Raw genomic sequence first — 15788 nt, 5'->3', positions numbered from 1 at the left:
CCTGTTGTTATAGGGTGATGCCCGGCGTGAGGGTGGCCGGCAAGGCAAGGCTGGCGGTCTCCAGCGAAGCCACGGGGTAAGCGCAGTAGTCGGCCGCGTAATAGGCACTGGCACGGTGGTTGCCGCTGGCACCCACGCCACCGAAAGGCGCGCTGCTGGCGGCACCGGTCAGTTGCTTGTTCCAGTTGACGATACCGGCGCGGCTACGCAGCCAGAAGTACTGATAGCGCGCACGGGAGTCGGACAGCAACCCGGCGGCCAGGCCGTACTGGGTGTTGTTGGCTTCATCGATGGCAGCGTCGAAATCGACATAGCGCACAACTTGCAGCAGCGGGCCGAAGAACTCTTCGTCCGGGCGCCCAGCCACGGCGGTGACATCGACAATGCCGGGGGTCAGCAGCGCAGCATTCGCCTGCGGCTGGGTCATTTCCAGGAGTTTTACGGCGCCCTTGGCGACCAGTTCGGCCTGGGCTGCGATCAGCGCCCGCGCCGCCTGCAGCGAAATCACCGAGCCCATGAACGGTGCTGGCTGCTGATCGAAGGCGCCGACCGTGATGGTTCTGCACACCTCGACCAGGCGGGTGATCAGCGCATCACCCCAGGCGCCTTGCGGAACCAGCAGGCGGCGGGCACAGGTGCAGCGCTGGCCAGCGGAAATGAATGCCGACTGGATGATGGTGTATACCGCAGCATCGAGGTCCTTGACCTCATCCACCACCAGTGGGTTGTTGCCGCCCATTTCCAGGGCCAGGATCTTGTCCGGGCGCCCTGCGAACTGCTGGTGCAGCAGGTTGCCGGTACGGCTGGAGCCGGTGAAGAACAGCCCATCGATACCTGCGTTGGCGGCCAGCGCAACGCCGGTCTCGCGCGCGCCCTGCACCAGATTGAGCACACCCGCCGGCAAGCCCGCAGCGATCCAGCAGTTGACGGTCAGTTCGGCGACCTTGGGAGTCAGCTCGCTGGGCTTGAACACCACGCAATTGCCCGCCAGCAGCGCCGGCACGATATGACCATTGGGCAGGTGGCCGGGAAAATTGTAGGGGCCGAATACCGCCACCACACCGTGCGGCTTGTGCCGCAGCACCGCCGTGGCATCGGCCAGCGGGCCGCTTTTTTCCCCCGTCCGCTCGCGATAGCTTTGCACCGAAATCGCCACCTTGTTGATCATGCTGGTGACTTCGGTCGCCGATTCCCACAGCGGCTTGCCGGTTTCTTCGCCAATGCACTGGGCCAGCGCTTCGGCATGGGTTTTCAACTGCTCGGCGAATTTTTCCAGTACATCGATGCGCGCTTCCAGGCTCAGTTGCGCCCAGGCCGGGAAGGTCTGGCGTGCAGCTTTGATGGCAGCGTCAACCTGACTGGCGTCAGCGCCCTGCCCTTGCCAGACCACAGCTTGCGTCACCGGGTTCAGCGACTGCAGGGGTTCGCCCTGGCCGGACTGCCAATTGCCTGCGATGTAATGCGTGGTCATTTACTGGGCCTCCCGGCTTGCAGACAGCGGCACGGCGCGCACATTGTCGCCTGCGCCCATGCGCAGGCGCTTGGCGGTCGCCGGGTCGACCACCAGGGTACCGGCAGCCAGCCGCGCAGGTGCGGCAGTGATGCGGCAGTCGTCGCGTTTGCGGTTGTGGATGATGAATGGAGTGGCGTCATCGCCCGGCGTGCCTACCGCCAGCACCAGGGTCTGGCTTTCGCGCACCGCGCGGATCCTGGCGGTCTCGCATTCGATGGCCGGGCCGGCATCGAAGATGTCGACGTAGCCCTGGTAGTTGAAACCTTCCTGCTTGAGCATGGCCAGCGCCGGTTCGGTGTCGGTGTGCACCCGGCCGATCACGCTACGCGCCGCCTCGGACAGGAAGCAGGTGTACAACGGGAACTTGGGCATCAGTTCGGCGATGAACGACTTGTTGCCCACGCCGGTGAGGTAGTCGGCCTGGCTGAACTCCATCTTGAAGAAGTGCCGACCCAGGCTTTCCCAGAATGGCGAGCGGCCTTGCTCGTCGGACATGCCACGCATTTCGGCAATGATCTTCTTGCCGAACAGCTCGGGGAACTCGGCAATGAACAGCATGCGAGCACGCGACAGCAGGCGACCGTTGAGGCCGGAGCGATGGTCGCTGCGCAGGAACAGCGAGCACAGCTCGGAGTTGCCGGTCAGGTCGTTGGCCAGGAACAGGGTAGGGATTTCGCGGTAGATCTTCAGCTCCTGCGAGGCGCTGACGGTCAGGCCGACCCGGTAGTTGTACCAGGGCTCGCGCAAACCGACGGCACCGGCGATGGCACTGATGCCCACCACCAGGCCTTCGTCGTTTTCCAGCACGAACAGGTAGTCGGTGTCGCCACGCTCGGCTTCGCCGCGAAAGCTTTTTTCCGCCCAGCCAACGCGATGCCCCAGGCGTTCTTCGTTGGCCGGCAGCGTGGTCAGCCCGGTGGTACCGGTGCTGCGTGCCAATTCGATCAACGCAGGCAAATCGCTGCTGCGTACAGGACGAACGATCATGCTATCTCCTTGAGCGTCGGCGTCTGCCGGCGCGAAACTCTGCTAACGCATCAATCCCGAAACGTCTGTTGCCAGACCTCAGACCGCGACCAGGCGCACGCTCGCGCCCTCGCCCACACCCAGTGCATCGGCGGCTGCCAGGCTGAGGCTGACCGGCTTGCCCGGCACCCAGTCGAGCTCCAGCAGCACCGCGCGGTAGTCCTGCAACTGGCCATTGCAGACCAGGTACGGGCGGCTGCCCTTGGCCGGAGCTTCCTCGATTTTCACGGGTACCACGCGGCTTTGCGCGATCGAGCGAATGCCCGAAGTACGCGCATGCAGGGTTGGGCCGCCGTCGAAGATGTCGATGTAGTGCTCGGTTTCGAAGCCTTCACGCATGAGGATGTCGAAGGTGATCTGCGCGCGCGGGTGCACCTGACCCATGGCTTCCTGCGCTTCATCGGGCAGCAGCGGCACATAGATCGGGTAGTGAGGCATCAGCTCGGCCAGGAACGTACGGCTTTTCAAGCCGCACAGGCGCTCGGCATGGGCGTAGTTGAGGTCGAAGAAATTGCGGCCGATGGAATCCCAGAACGGCGATTCACCCTGCTCGTCGCTGTAGCCGACGATCTCCGTGACCACCGAGTCGGCAAAACGCTCCGGGTGCGCGGCCATGAACAGCAGGCGGCCGCGCGAGTTGAGCTCGGCCCAGCCACTGCTCACCAGTTCCGGCAACACGTAGAAGCTGGTCAGCAGACTGTTGCCGGTCAGGTCATGACACAGCGACAGCACGTGAATCTTGTTGTGGATCTTCAGCTCGCGCGAGGCGTGCACGAAGGTCTCGTTACGAAAGCTGTAGAACGGCTCGGAGTAGCCGGCAGAAGCGACGATGGCGGAGCAGCCCGCCAGCTTGCCGGTTTCACTATCTTCGAGCACGAAGAAATAGCTTTCTTCGCCGTTGAAGCTGACCTCGGCGGCGAAGGAAGTTTCGGAAGCGGCGATCTTGTCGCCCAGGCGAGCGGTGTCGTCCGGCAGCGAGGTGACACCAATGGGGCTGTCTGCAGCCATGCGCTGCACTTCGTTCAGATCAGCCATTTGCGCGGGGCGCATCACCAGCATGGTGTCACTCCTTTGGAATACGGGCCGTTCACGGCGGCACGGAAAAACGGCAGGCACACAGGCACCTGCACTGAAATCGGCTATCGCCGGCCCGGTCACGACAGGGGCCGGCGAAGGGAACGCAGGTGAATCAGCCCTGGGTCAGGGTGGCCACGGCGCGCTCGAAGCGGTCAAGGCCGGCATCGATGTCGGCATCTTCAACCACCAGGCTTGGCGCGAAGCGAACCACGTCCGGGCCGGCCTGCAGCACCATCACACCTTCCTTTTCGGCAGCGTTGAGCACGTCCTTGGCCTTGCCTTGCCAGGCCTCGGTCAGCACGCAGCCCAGCAGCAGGCCCACCCCACGCACCTGGCTGAACAGCTTGTACTTCTGGCCGATCTGCTCCAGGCGGGTTTTGAAGCGCTCATGCTTGGCTTTGATGCCGGCCAGGGTTTGCGGCGTGTTGATCACATCCAGCACCGCGCAGGCCACGGCGCAGCCCAGCGGGTTGCCGCCGTAGGTGGTGCCGTGGGTACCGACGGCCAGGTGCTTGGCCAGTTCGTTGGTGGTCAGCATGGCGCCGATAGGGAAGCCCCCGCCCAGGCTCTTGGCGCTGGTCAGGATGTCCGGCGTCACGCCGTAGTGCTGGTAGGCGTACAGCGAGCCGGTACGACCCACACCGGTCTGCACTTCGTCAAAGACCAGCAGGGCGTTGTGCTGGTCACACAGCTTGCGCGCGCCTTCCAGGTAGGCCAGGTCAGCCGGCACCACGCCACTCTCGCCCTGGATCGGTTCGATCACAACGGCGCAGGTCTTGTCGGAAATCTGTGCCTTCAACGCTTCCAGGTCGTTGTATGGCACGTGGCTGATTCCGGTGATCTTCGGGCCGAAGCCGTCGGAGTACTTCGGCTGGCCACCGACACTGACAGTGAACAGGGTACGACCGTGGAAGCTGTTTACGGTGGCAATGATTTCGTGCTTTTCAGGGCCGAAGCGGTCATGGGCGACGCGACGGGCCAGCTTGAAGGCGGCCTCGTTGGCTTCGGCGCCGGAGTTGCAGAAGAACGCACGGTCGGCAAAGGTGGCGTCCACCAGCTTGTGGGCCAGGCGCAGGGCCGGCTCGTTGGTGAACACGTTGGATACATGCCAGAGGGTGTTGGCCTGCTCGGTCAGGGCCTTGACCAGTGCCGGGTGGCAGTGGCCCAGGGCGTTGACCGCGATGCCGCCGGCAAAGTCGATCAGCTCGCGACCCGACTGGTCCCAGACTCGGGAACCCTCGCCTCGCACAGGAATGAAGGCCGCCGGAGAATAGTTGGGGACCATGACCTGGTCGAAATCGGCACGTTGCACCGGGGCTTGCTCAACGGACATCTGAGTCTCCTGAAGAGGAACGCTGGCCTGGAAGTGGCGAGCGATGGGGGGATTGTAAGGACTGATCCGCGCCTGTCCTTGCGGCCAAGCGACAACTTGTTACAGCGCAAAACCCAGTTTTGAGAAGGTTTTCGGCAATGCGACAAACACTGTCGCAAACGCGCAGTGTACGGGAGAGAGGGGGCTGGGTGAACGGGTGTTCACAGACAATTCGGGGAAGCGGCGGGTGCAAGTCGTTGGTGTTGTGTTGTGGCGGAAATCGAGCGCCGCGCGGGCGGCGCTCGATATCCGCCCCACCATCACCCTCAAGGCATACCCCCCAGGCACTCATCCCAAACCCAACCGAAATCTCAGCCCTTTTCGGCAGGCGCCGAACTCAATTCGAACGGGCTGCTGCTACGCCGCTGGTTCCGATCTTCTCGCGGCGTCGCGCCAAAGAAATTGCGGTACGCACTGGAAAAATGCGGCCCGGAAGAGAACCCGCAGGACAACCCGATCTGGATGATCGACTTGCTGGTCTGCATCAGCATCTGCCGCGCCTTGTTCAACCGCAGCTCCAGGTAGTACTGGCTCGGCACACGATTCAGGTACTGCTTGAAGATGCGCTCCAGCTGCCGGCGCGACACGCATACGTGCTGGGCAATTTCATCGGTAGTCAGCGGCTCTTCGATGTTGGCTTCCATCAAAAGAACCGCCTGGGTCAGCTTCGGATGGCTCGAGCCCAGGCGGTTCTGCAACGGAATGCGCTGGCGCTCGCCACCCTCGCGAATGCGTTCGACTACCAGCTCCTCCGACACCGCCCCCGCCAGCTCCGCGCCGTGATCACGGGCCAGCACTGCCAGCATCAGGTCGGTAACGGCCATGCCGCCACAGGCGGTCAGGCGATCACGGTCCCAGTCGAACAGGTGGCTGGTGGCGATGACCTTGGGGAAGCGTTCGGCAAAATCATCCTGCCAGCGCCAGTGCACCGCAGCCCGATAGCCGTCGAGCAGGCCCAGCATCGCCAGCGGATAAACACCAGCGGACAACCCGCCAATCATGCAGCCGCTACGGGCCAGCTGCTTGAGCGCCGCCGACAAGGCAGCCCCCATCGCCACAGGCGGTTCATCGGCGAGCAGAAACAGCTTGTGGAAGCCCTCAAGCCGGCCAGTCCACGGCTCGCCAGGCAGGCGCCAGGCACTTTCCTGCGCAGGCTCCGCCTGCAGGAACGCCAACTCGTAGACCACGTCCGGATGCACCCGCTGCGCCACCAGCAACACTTCCTCTGCCAGCGCCAGGGTCAAGGGCCTGGTGCTGGGCCAGATGAGAAAACCGATTCGCTGGGTGGTCATAGGGTGCGGTCCGAAACCTGGGGTCGTTCGAGTCTGTGCGCCGGGTCAGGCTGCGCTCGCCGCGCAGCATGCCCTATTCTGGTGCAAAAATGCAGCTTTTACTTCAGGCTGCCGGAGAGGAACTGCTTCAAGCGCTCCGACCGCGGGTTGGCCAATACTTCACGCGGGCAGCCGGTCTCTTCGACCAGGCCCTTGTGCAGGAACACCAACTGGTTGGACACCTCGCGGGCAAAGCCCATTTCGTGGGTTACCACCACCATGGTCCGGCCTTCCTGGGCCAGCGCCTGCATCACCTTCAGCACGTCGCCTACCAGCTCCGGGTCCAGCGCCGAGGTCGGCTCGTCGAACAGCATAACCTCAGGCTCCATGGCCAGGGCCCGGGCAATTGCCACACGTTGTTGCTCGCCGCCAGACATGTGCCCGGGGAAAGCGTCCTTGCGGTGGGCGACACCGACCTTGGCCAGGTAGTGCTCGGCTTTTTCCAGCGCCTCTTTCCTGTTCATGCCCAACACGTGCACCGGCGCTTCGATGATGTTTTCCAGCGCGGTCATGTGCGACCACAGGTTGAAGTGCTGGAACACCATCGACAGGCGCGAGCGCATGCGCTGCAGTTGGCGCGGGTCGGCTGCCTTGAGCGCGCCGTCCTTGCCCGCGACCAGTTTCAGCTCTTCGTTGTTGAGCAGGATCTTGCCGGCGTGCGGCTGCTCCAGCAGGTTGATGCAGCGCAGAAAGGTCGACTTGCCCGAACCGCTGGAGCCGATAATGCTGATGACGTCGCCGGCCTTGGCCGCCAGGGACACGCCCTTGAGCACTTCATGGCTGCCATAGCGCTTGTGCAGGTCTTGGACTTCGAGTTTGTACATGCTGTCGATTCTCACAAAGCGGTCAGTGCTTGCGCGGCGCCAGGTAGCCGAGCCAGCGGCGTTCGGCCATCTTGAACAGGCGCACCAGGATGAAGGTCAGGCACAGGTAGAACACGCCCGCCGTGATGTAGGCCTCGAAAGGCAGGTAGTACTGGGCATTGACCGTACGCGCGGCACCGGTGATGTCGATCAGGGTAACGATCGACGCCAGGCTGGTGGTCTGCAGCATCATGATCACTTCGTTGCTGTACTGCGGCAGCGCACGGCGCATGGCCGAAGGCAGCAGGATGCGCCGGTACATCTTCATGCGCGACATACCCATGGCCTTGGCTGCCTCGATCTCGCCATGGGGCGTGGCCTTGAGGCTGCCGGCGATGATTTCGGCGGTGTAGGCGCTGGTGTTGATGCCGAACGCCAGACAGGCACAGAAGGTGGCACTGGACAGCAAAGGCCAGAAGATACTTTCACGCACCGCTTCGAACTGGGCCAGGCCATAGTAGATCAGAAACAGCTGCACCAGCATCGGCGTGCCGCGGATCACGTAGGTGTAGAGCCAGGCGGTGAGGTTGACCACCGGCTGTTTCGACACGCGCATCAGGCCCAGCGGCACAGCCGCCAAAAGACCGAAGAACAGCGAAATCGCCAGCAGCTTGAGGGTGGTCAGCAGGCCGCCGAAATACATCGGCAATGCCTCCCAGACAACGTTGTAGTCGAAGATCATAGTTCAGCTACCTTGACGCCCACCGAATAGCGGCGCTCGAGATACTTCAGGGCCAGCAGCGAAACGCTTGTCAGCACCAGGTACAACGCCGCCACCGCCAGGAAAAAGGTGAAAGGCTCGCGGGTGGCATCGGCCGCCTGCTTGGCCTTGAACATCATGTCCTGCAGCCCGACCACCGAGATCAGCGCAGTGGCCTTGGTCAGCACCAGCCAGTTGTTGGTGAAGCCAGGGATCGCCAGGCGAATCATTTGCGGCACCTGGATGCGGAAGAACACCTGGCGGTTGCTCATGCCATACGCCACGCCCGCTTCGGCCTGGCCCTTGGGGATGCCGAGGAAGGCACCGCGGAAGGTTTCCGACAGGTAAGCGCCAAAAATGAAGCCCAGGGTGCCGATACCCGCAACCAGCGGATTCAGGTCGATGTAGTCTTCGTACCCGAGCAGCGGTGCCACCCGGTTGATGATGTCTTGCCCGCCGTAGAAGATCAGCAGGATCAGGACCAGGTCCGGAATGCCACGGATCACCGTGGAATACAGATCACCCAGCCAGGCCAGCCAGCGCACCGGCGACAAACGCAGCGCCACGCCGATCAGGCCGAGGACAATGGCCAGGGCCATCGACGACAAGGCAAGCTGCAGCGTCAGCCACGCCCCGTCGAGGATGACTGCCCCATAGCCTTTCAACATGTTTGGTATTCCTCAGGGCTTGGGAATGAAAAATGGTGCAAACCTCAGAACCTCTGCTGTTTGCACCATTGCACAGGTCAACCCGATGTCTTAGTTCGAGTCTGGACCGTAGATGTCGAAGTTGAAGTACTTCTTCTCGATTTCTTTGTATTTGCCGTTGGCACGGATGGCGTCGATGGCCGCGTTGATGCGGTCGACGTTGGCCTTGTCGCCCTTGCGCACGGCGATGCCGATGCCGTCACCGAAGTACTTGGCGTCGGTGAATGCCGGGCCCACGAAGGCGAAGCCCTTGCCGGCGTCAGTCTTGAGGAAGCCGTCTTCCAGCAGGGTGGCGTCAGCCACGGTGCCGTCGAGGCGGCCGGCTGCCACGTCCAGGTAAATTTCGTTCTGGGTACCGTAAGGCACTACGGTGGCACCTTTGGCACCCAGTACTTCCTTGGCGAAGCGATCGTGGATGGAGCCGCGCTGCACGCCGATCTTCTTGCCTTTCAGCTCATCCAGGCTTTCGCTGACGGTGGTGCCGTCCTTCATGACCAGGCGCGCCGGGGTCAGGTAGTAGCGCTTGGTGAAGTCGACCGACTTCTTGCGGTCGTCGGTAATCGACATCGACGACAGGATGGCGTCGATCTTGCGCACTTTAAGCGCAGGAATCAGGCCGTCGAATTCCTGCTCGACCCAGGTGCATTTGGCCTTCATCTCTTCGCACAGGGCGTTGCCGATGTCGTAGTCGAAACCGGCAATGCTGCCATCGGGCTGCTTGAAGGCGAAGGGTGGGTAGGCGGCTTCGATGCCGATCTTCAGCGGTTTCTCATCGGCCTGCGACACCAGGGAAAACACGGACAGCGCCAGGGCGCCAAGCAGTGCGAGCTTCTTCATCAGGTAACTCCATCGGTACGGGGCAATACAAGGCAGGTAACCGCTGCCCGATATGCGAATGGGTACAACGCAAGCCGCGCAGGGTCGGTCGAAGACCACGAGCGAGTGACTGGCATTTTAACGACAGCCCACTAGTCGATATTTCTTCAAAGCGACAACTACTTACAGAAGCGCTTGAAACCGCAGCGGGCGATGTTGACAGCCATTGCAAAATATGCAAAAGCGCAAGAAATAGAACCTTTAGACCTAGCAATTCCTGGGCCTATTATTGGCAAAGCCTTGTGGTACGGCAAGTGGAGCGTGCTGTGTAGCACAAAAAGGCGGCGGATTTGCACCGAAACCAGGCGGATTTGTTTCCTGCCGCCCCGATCTTGCGCAGGACCGGTGACATATCGGTTACCGATGAATGTCGGGTAACAGTAAAGCAAAAACCCCGCCGGTTGCCCGGTCGGGGTTTCATTCACCAAGGCTGCTGCGCAGCCTTTGCGCCTATCAGGCCGAGGCCAGGTTCATCGCCTTGTGGGTATCGATCAGGTGCTGCACCACCCCCGGGTCGGCCAAGGTCGAGATGTCGCCCAGGGCATCATACTCACCGGTGGCAATCTTGCGCAGGATACGGCGCATGATCTTGCCCGAACGGGTTTTCGGCAGCCCCGGCGCCCACTGGATCACATCCGGCGAGGCGATCGGACCGATCTCCTTGCGCACCCAGTTTTTCAACTCCAGGCGCAGCTGCTCGCTGGCCTCGATGCCGGCATTGAGCGTGACATAGACATAGATGCCCTGCCCCTTGATGTCGTGCGGCACGCCCACCACGGCGGCTTCAGCCACTTTCGAGTGCGCCACCATGGCGCTTTCGATCTCGGCAGTGCCCATGCGGTGGCCGGATACGTTGAGCACGTCATCCACACGACCGGTGATCCAGTAGTAACCGTCCTCGTCGCGCCGCGCACCGTCGCCGGTGAAGTACATGCCACGGAAGGTCTTGAAGTAGGTGTCGACGAAACGGTCGTGGTCGCCATACAGCGAACGCGACTGGCCCGGCCAGGAATCAAGGATCACCAGGTTACCTTCGGCGGCGCCGTCAATCAGGTTGCCCAGGTTGTCTACCAGCGCCGGCACCACACCGAAGAATGGGCGGGTCGCCGAGCCTGGCTTCAGGCCGGTTGCGCCCGGCAGCGGGCTGATCAGGATGCCGCCGGTCTCGGTCTGCCACCAGGTGTCGACGATCGGGCAACGCTCCTTGCCCACAGTCTTGTAGTACCAGTTCCAGGCTTCCGGGTTGATCGGCTCGCCCACCGAACCCAGCAGGCGCAGGCTGGAGCCGTCAGCTCCTTCGACTGCAGCCTGCCCTTCCGCCATCATCGCGCGGATGGCTGTTGGCGCGGTGTACAGAATATTGACCTTGTGCTTGTCGACGATCTTCGACACCCGGGTAATGTCTGGGTAGTTCGGCACGCCTTCGAACAGCAAGGTGGTGGCACCGTTGGCCAGCGGCCCGTAGACGATGTAGCTGTGGCCAGTGACCCAGCCGACGTCGGCGGTGCACCAGTACACCTCCCCGGGGCGGTAGTCGAACACCCGCTCATGGGTCAGCGCGGCATACACCAGATAGCCGCCAGTGGTGTGCAACACGCCCTTGGGCTTGCCGGTGGAGCCGGAGGTATAAAGGATGAACAGCGCTTCCTCCGCGCCCATCTCTTTCGGCGCGCAGTGGCTGGAGGCGACTTTCATCAGGTCTTCGTACCAGATGTCGCGGTGCTGGTGCCAGGCAATCTCGCCACCGGTGCGCTTGCACACGATGATCTTCTGCACGCTGTTGGTTTCGGGGTTGGTCAGCGCCAGGTCGACGTTGGCCTTGAGCGGAGTACGGCGACCGCCGCGCAAACCCTCGTCGGCCGTGATCACCACCTTCGACTTGCAGTCGATGATACGACCCGCCAGCGCCTCGGGCGAGAAGCCACCGAACACCACCGAGTGGATCGCACCGATGCGGGCACAGGCCAGCATGGCGACCACGGCCTCGGGGATCATCGGCATATAGATGGTGACAACGTCACCGCGGTGAACGTCCTGGCCACGCAGGGCGTTGGCGAACTTGCAGACCTGCTCGTGCAGTTCGCGGTAGGTGATGTTGCGGTGCTCGGAAGGGTCGTCGCCCTCCCAGATGATCGCAAGCTGGTCGCCACGCTCTTCAAGGTGGCGATCCAGGCAGTTGGAGGAAACGTTCAGAGTGCCGTCGGCGAACCATTTGATATCGACGTGGTGGTCGTCGAATGAGGTCTGCTTGACCTTGGTGAACGGCTTGATCCAGTCGATTCGCTGGGCCTGCTCGCGCCAGAAGCCGTCCGGGTTGATCACCGATTGCTGGTACATGGCCTTGTAGGTGGCCTCGTCGGTCAGGGTAGTGGCCGCAACCTCGGGACGAACGGGATACAGTGGAGCCGCACTCATCTGTGTTACCTCGGTGTAATAGTTGTTTTTGTATGGGACCGTTTGTAACTGTACCAGAGCGACAAAAGCCATTCGACGTTGGTAGTAATTTGGCACGCGCGTTCCGGCAGGGCGCTCTGGCGCGGGCATTACAGCCCGGCAAAGAAAAAACGAGGGGATTTACCACAGGATTGTTACAGATTCTGTCAAAACACTTTATCAAAAGACCCACTGTTTCAGCGGCCGCCCTGGTCATAAAATTCACCTCGCCAGCAACGGCAAGGCGATTAACAACTGGTAACAGCCCCCACGAAGGCAAGCGTTAATCCCCCTCTCATCCTGATAGTTAAAACTAGTTGTACTCGCGGCGCCATCAGCGCCGCGTGCCCCCTCACGACCTTAGACAGGTAAATGGAAAATGAAAGCTTTACTGGTATTGGTACTTGGTAGTCTTTGCGGCGCGGCGATGGCCGGCGAAGCCAAAGATGCCGAGCAGATTCCGGTTGAACAGTACAGTTACTCTCAGCACCTGGACATTGCCCGCGTCATTTCCATGAGCGAAGTGCCCAATGTGTGCGAAGTTGTGCCAGCGCGCATGACCTACGAGGACTCCAAGGGCCAAAAGCACATTCTCGAATACCGCGTGATGGGGAACGGCTGCTCCAACGGCTGAAAACCTGTGAATTGGGGGCCCTGCGGGCCCCACTCGCGGGTAAACCCGCTCCCGCAGGTACAGCGCCAGCTTCACGATCGGCGTGGTATCTGTGGGAGCGGGTTTACCCGCGAAGCAGCCCCCGCCGAATTAACAGGCTATCAACTAACTACTTCTTAATTTTCCGACTTGCCCAAGGAGTAATCCCTCAACTTGTTGGCAATCGTAGTATGTGAAACACCCAATCTTTTTCCTAGCGCCCGGCTACTGGAAAACTCCCCCATCAAACTTTCCAGCACCGCTTTTTCAAACCGGCCGACAATTTGCGAAAGATCACCTTCCAGCGAAAACTCCCCCAAAGGCTGGCGCACCCCATAATCCGGCAAGCGAATATGTTCGCCCTTGACCACACCGCCGTCGCATAACGAAACCGCCTGGAACAAAACGTTTTCCAGCTGCCGTACATTGCCCGGCCAGTGGTACTGCGCCAGCTTGTCCATGGCCGCCGGTGCCAGACGCGGCATGGCGCAGCCGATCTGCCGGCTGGCCTGGTCGAGGAAATGCTGCACCAGCCCTTCCAGGCCATCCATGCACTCACGCAAGGGCGGGATATGCAGCGACAGTACGTTGAGCCGGTGGTACAGGTCCTGACGAAACTCGCCACGGGCACACAACTCCGACAGATCCACCTGGGTCGCGCAGATCACCCGCACATCCAGGTACACCTCTTCATCGCTGCCTACACGGCGGAAGCAACCATCCTGCAAAAAACGCAGCAGTTTCACCTGCAGGCGCGGGCTCATCTCCCCTACCCCATCCAGGAACAGCGTGCCACCTGCGGTCAGCTCCAGCAGCCCCAGCTTGCCCTCGGCCCGCGCCCCTTCGAATGCCCCAGGGCCATAGCCGAACAATTCGGTCTCGGCCATCGACTCGGGCAACCCGGCGCAGTTCAGCGCCATCAGTGGCGACTGGCCACGCGGGCTGGCCAGGTGGCAGGCACGCGCCAGCAGCTCCTTGCCAGTACCGGTTTCACCCTCGATGAGCAATGGCGCATCGAGTGGTGCCATGCGCCGCGCTTCCCGCACCACAGCGGCCATTACCCGCGAGCTCTGGAATATGCTGTCGAAGCCACGCAACTCCTGCTTGCGCACGTTGTAGATACGCTCGCCAATGCGGTCGGCGCGGTGCAGGGTGAGCACCGCACCGGCCAGAGCCTCGCTGTCATCGTGTTCGGATTGCAGCGGCGCGATATCGGCCAGGAACACATCGCCTTTGACCTTGATGCGCAGCCCGTTGATGCGCGACTGGTTGGCCCGCACCAGTTCCGGCAGGTCGAAGTCCTCCACATAGCGCGCCAGGGGCATGCCTGGCACTTCGTCCACCCGCACGCCCAAAAGCTGCGCCGCAGTGCGGTTGGCGGCGACGATGCTGCCGCCCATGTCCACCGACAGTACCGGAAAGTCCAGCGCCCCCAGCAATGCATTCAGCTCCATGTGTCGGCGTTCGCTGGGCATCAGCCCCACCCGTTTGACGCCGAACACGCCGGTGATCGCTTCAAACTTCGGCCGCAAGGCCTGGAACTGCAGGTTGATCAGGTTCGGGCAGTGCAGGTAGATGGCATTGCCATGGTCACCGCCCACCTCCCCGCGCAGCACGTTGATACCGTACTCGACGAGCAAGTTGAGAATGTCGCGCAGGATGCCGATTCGGTTCTGGCAATGCACCTTGATACGCATGAGGGCTCTCGAAGCGCCAATGTTTTTCAACACCACGCAGAAATTTCGTAAAGATAAGCTGACAAAAACAACCCAAACATCAGCCGCATGCCCCGAATTTTCCGACACCTGCGTCTTTTTGTAAAATTATCGTTACGAATACCCGGGTAACCACTCTGGCCCGAAGCCGCCAACCCCGGTGCAAAACCGCCGGTAACGGGATATTCCTAAGGCATGTCCTGCACATAACAAGAAAAGCCCTCACCAGGAGAGCCTCATGAAACAGACGCAATACGTGGCACGCGAGCCCGATGCGCAAGGCTTTATCGATTATCCGCAGCAAGAGCATGCGGTATGGAACACCCTGATCACCCGCCAGCTGAAAGTGATCGAAGGCCGCGCGTGCCAGGAATACCTGGACGGCATCGACCAGCTCAAGCTGCCGCATGACCGTATTCCGCAGCTCGGCGAGGTCAACAAGGTATTGGGTGCCACCACCGGCTGGCAGGTTGCCCGGGTACCGGCACTGATCCCGTTCCAGACTTTCTTCGAACTGCTGGCCAGCAAGCGCTTCCCTGTGGCCACCTTCATCCGCACCCCGCAAGAGCTGGACTACCTGCAAGAGCCGGACATCTTCCACGAGATCTTCGGCCACTGCCCGCTGCTGACCAACCCGTGGTTCGCCGAATTCACCCACACCTACGGCAAGCTCGGCCTGGCGGCGACCAAGGAACAACGCGTGTACCTGGCACGCCTGTACTGGATGACCATCGAGTTTGGCCTGATGGAAACGTCGCAGGGTTGCAAGATCTACGGTGGCGGCATCCTCTCCTCGCCCAAGGAGACCGTCTACAGTTTGTCTGGCGAGCCTGAGCACCAGGCCTTCGACCCGATCGAAGCCATGCGCACGCCGTACCGCATCGACATCCTGCAGCCGCTGTACTTTGTACTGCCGAACATGAAGCGCCTGTTCGACCTGGCCCATGAAGACATCATGGGCATGGTCCACAAAGCCACGCAACTGGGCCTGCACGCCCCGAAATTTCCTCCCAAGGTCGCTGCCTGAACGTCCTTGCCGATAACAACTCGAAGCGGAAACCACACCATGAATGCCTTGAACCAAGCCCATTGCGAAGCCTGCCGCGCAGACGCGCCGAAAGTGACCGACGACGAACTGGCCGAGCTGATTCGCGAGATCCCGGACTGGAACATCGAAGTGCGTGACGGCCACATGGAGCTGGAGCGCGTGTTCCTGTTCAAGAACTTCAAGCACGCCCTGGCGTTCACCAATGCCGTAGGCGAAATCGCCGAGGCCGAAGGCCACCACCCAGGGCTGCTGACCGAGTGGGGGAAAGTCACCGTGACCTGGTGGAGCCACTCCATCAAAGGCCTGCACCGCAATGATTTCATCATGTGCGCACGCACTGACAAGGTCGCCGAAACGGCCGAAGGCCGGAAGTAACCACCTGAAAAATGGGGCCCCAGCGGCCCCATTTTTCATGGGGCAAATGTGCGCTGTTCGCCCGCAAAACCGACAAACGACCGGGAAAAAATACAAACTG

The 15788-nt window shown here is 61.6% G+C and carries 14 protein-coding genes; 3 read left to right on the top strand and 11 right to left on the bottom strand.

Annotation, left to right across the window (positions count from 1 at the left end):
* Positions 1 to 7: 7 nt before the first annotated feature.
* From astD to acs, 10 genes are all read right to left on the bottom strand, one after another.
* Positions 8 to 1471: a succinylglutamate-semialdehyde dehydrogenase gene (astD, locus tag AC5O5I_RS06940; protein WP_172222379.1), complete on the bottom strand. Its 1464-nt coding sequence runs from the start codon at positions 1469 to 1471 to the stop codon at positions 8 to 10.
* On the bottom strand, positions 1472 to 2500 hold the full coding sequence (astA, locus tag AC5O5I_RS06935; protein ID WP_172222375.1) for an arginine N-succinyltransferase: 1029 nt from the start codon (positions 2498 to 2500) through the stop codon (positions 1472 to 1474). It lies immediately after the preceding gene.
* Positions 2501 to 2578: 78 nt separating this feature from the next.
* On the bottom strand, positions 2579 to 3598 hold the full coding sequence (aruF, locus tag AC5O5I_RS06930) for an arginine/ornithine succinyltransferase subunit alpha (protein ID WP_172222371.1): 1020 nt from the start codon (positions 3596 to 3598) through the stop codon (positions 2579 to 2581).
* 130 nt (positions 3599 to 3728) lie between these two features.
* Positions 3729 to 4949: an aspartate aminotransferase family protein gene (locus AC5O5I_RS06925; protein WP_172222367.1), complete on the bottom strand. Its 1221-nt coding sequence runs from the start codon at positions 4947 to 4949 to the stop codon at positions 3729 to 3731.
* Between the two features lie 350 nt (positions 4950 to 5299).
* Entirely contained in the window at positions 5300 to 6280 is a 981-nt protein-coding gene (argR, locus tag AC5O5I_RS06920) for a transcriptional regulator ArgR (protein ID WP_172288087.1), read from the bottom strand.
* A 98-nt stretch (positions 6281 to 6378) separates the two neighbouring features.
* Complete coding sequence (locus AC5O5I_RS06915) at positions 6379 to 7143, bottom strand: ABC transporter ATP-binding protein (RefSeq protein WP_172222359.1); 765 nt, start codon at positions 7141 to 7143, stop codon at positions 6379 to 6381.
* 22 nt (positions 7144 to 7165) lie between these two features.
* Complete coding sequence (locus tag AC5O5I_RS06910; RefSeq protein WP_172222354.1) at positions 7166 to 7864, bottom strand: ABC transporter permease; 699 nt, start codon at positions 7862 to 7864, stop codon at positions 7166 to 7168.
* Positions 7861 to 8550 (bottom strand): ABC transporter permease, encoded by a 690-nt coding sequence (locus AC5O5I_RS06905; protein WP_016488497.1) that lies wholly within the window; start codon positions 8548 to 8550, stop codon positions 7861 to 7863. The genes AC5O5I_RS06910 and AC5O5I_RS06905 overlap by 4 nt, the downstream gene beginning before the upstream one ends.
* 90 nt (positions 8551 to 8640) lie before the next feature.
* Positions 8641 to 9426 (bottom strand): ABC transporter substrate-binding protein, encoded by a 786-nt coding sequence (locus AC5O5I_RS06900; protein ID WP_172222349.1) that lies wholly within the window; start codon positions 9424 to 9426, stop codon positions 8641 to 8643.
* A gap of 492 nt (positions 9427 to 9918) precedes the next feature.
* The gene (gene acs / locus AC5O5I_RS06895) at positions 9919 to 11880 is read right to left on the bottom strand and encodes an acetate--CoA ligase (protein ID WP_494512252.1); all 1962 of its coding nucleotides are present in this window, start codon (positions 11878 to 11880) and stop codon (positions 9919 to 9921) included.
* A gap of 397 nt (positions 11881 to 12277) precedes the next feature.
* Here acs and AC5O5I_RS06890 point away from each other — a divergent pair, with 397 nt between their 5' ends.
* Positions 12278 to 12532, top strand: coding sequence for a DUF2790 domain-containing protein (locus tag AC5O5I_RS06890; RefSeq protein ID WP_003260110.1), 255 nt, complete (start codon positions 12278 to 12280; stop codon positions 12530 to 12532).
* Between the two features lie 155 nt (positions 12533 to 12687).
* On the opposite strand, the gene AC5O5I_RS06885 is transcribed toward AC5O5I_RS06890, so the two are convergent.
* A complete protein-coding gene (locus AC5O5I_RS06885) occupies positions 12688 to 14247 on the bottom strand; it encodes a sigma-54-dependent transcriptional regulator (RefSeq protein ID WP_172230358.1) in 1560 nt (519 codons plus the stop codon).
* Positions 14248 to 14503: 256 nt separating this feature from the next.
* Here AC5O5I_RS06885 and phhA point away from each other — a divergent pair, with 256 nt between their 5' ends.
* A complete protein-coding gene (gene phhA, locus AC5O5I_RS06880; RefSeq protein WP_172230356.1) occupies positions 14504 to 15292 on the top strand; it encodes a phenylalanine 4-monooxygenase in 789 nt (262 codons plus the stop codon).
* Between the two features lie 39 nt (positions 15293 to 15331).
* Entirely contained in the window at positions 15332 to 15688 is a 357-nt protein-coding gene (locus tag AC5O5I_RS06875; RefSeq protein ID WP_008096719.1) for a 4a-hydroxytetrahydrobiopterin dehydratase, read from the top strand.
* Positions 15689 to 15788: the final 100 nt, after the last annotated feature.

The organism is Pseudomonas sp. 9_2_1, from assembly GCF_059295275.1.
This window is presented reverse-complemented; position numbering and strand designations above follow the sequence as displayed.

What these genes read in the sequence shown, in the direction of transcription:
- aruF (WP_172222371.1), bottom strand. Translation starts at nt 3,598, where the DNA reads ATGCTGGTGATGCGCCCCGCGCAAATGGCTGATCTGAACGAAGTGCAG.
- AC5O5I_RS06905 (WP_016488497.1), bottom strand. Translation starts at nt 8,550, where the DNA reads ATGTTGAAAGGCTATGGGGCAGTCATCCTCGACGGGGCGTGGCTGACG.
- phhA (WP_172230356.1), top strand. Translation starts at nt 14,504, where the DNA reads ATGAAACAGACGCAATACGTGGCACGCGAGCCCGATGCGCAAGGCTTT.
- AC5O5I_RS06890 (WP_003260110.1), top strand. Translation starts at nt 12,278, where the DNA reads ATGAAAGCTTTACTGGTATTGGTACTTGGTAGTCTTTGCGGCGCGGCG.
- AC5O5I_RS06900 (WP_172222349.1), bottom strand. Translation starts at nt 9,426, where the DNA reads ATGAAGAAGCTCGCACTGCTTGGCGCCCTGGCGCTGTCCGTGTTTTCC.
- AC5O5I_RS06875 (WP_008096719.1), top strand. Translation starts at nt 15,332, where the DNA reads ATGAATGCCTTGAACCAAGCCCATTGCGAAGCCTGCCGCGCAGACGCG.
- acs (WP_494512252.1), bottom strand. Translation starts at nt 11,880, where the DNA reads ATGAGTGCGGCTCCACTGTATCCCGTTCGTCCCGAGGTTGCGGCCACT.
- AC5O5I_RS06915 (WP_172222359.1), bottom strand. Translation starts at nt 7,143, where the DNA reads ATGTACAAACTCGAAGTCCAAGACCTGCACAAGCGCTATGGCAGCCAT.
- AC5O5I_RS06885 (WP_172230358.1), bottom strand. Translation starts at nt 14,247, where the DNA reads ATGCGTATCAAGGTGCATTGCCAGAACCGAATCGGCATCCTGCGCGAC.
- argR (WP_172288087.1), bottom strand. Translation starts at nt 6,280, where the DNA reads ATGACCACCCAGCGAATCGGTTTTCTCATCTGGCCCAGCACCAGGCCC.
- AC5O5I_RS06910 (WP_172222354.1), bottom strand. Translation starts at nt 7,864, where the DNA reads ATGATCTTCGACTACAACGTTGTCTGGGAGGCATTGCCGATGTATTTC.
- astD (WP_172222379.1), bottom strand. Translation starts at nt 1,471, where the DNA reads ATGACCACGCATTACATCGCAGGCAATTGGCAGTCCGGCCAGGGCGAA.
- AC5O5I_RS06925 (WP_172222367.1), bottom strand. Translation starts at nt 4,949, where the DNA reads ATGTCCGTTGAGCAAGCCCCGGTGCAACGTGCCGATTTCGACCAGGTC.
- astA (WP_172222375.1), bottom strand. Translation starts at nt 2,500, where the DNA reads ATGATCGTTCGTCCTGTACGCAGCAGCGATTTGCCTGCGTTGATCGAA.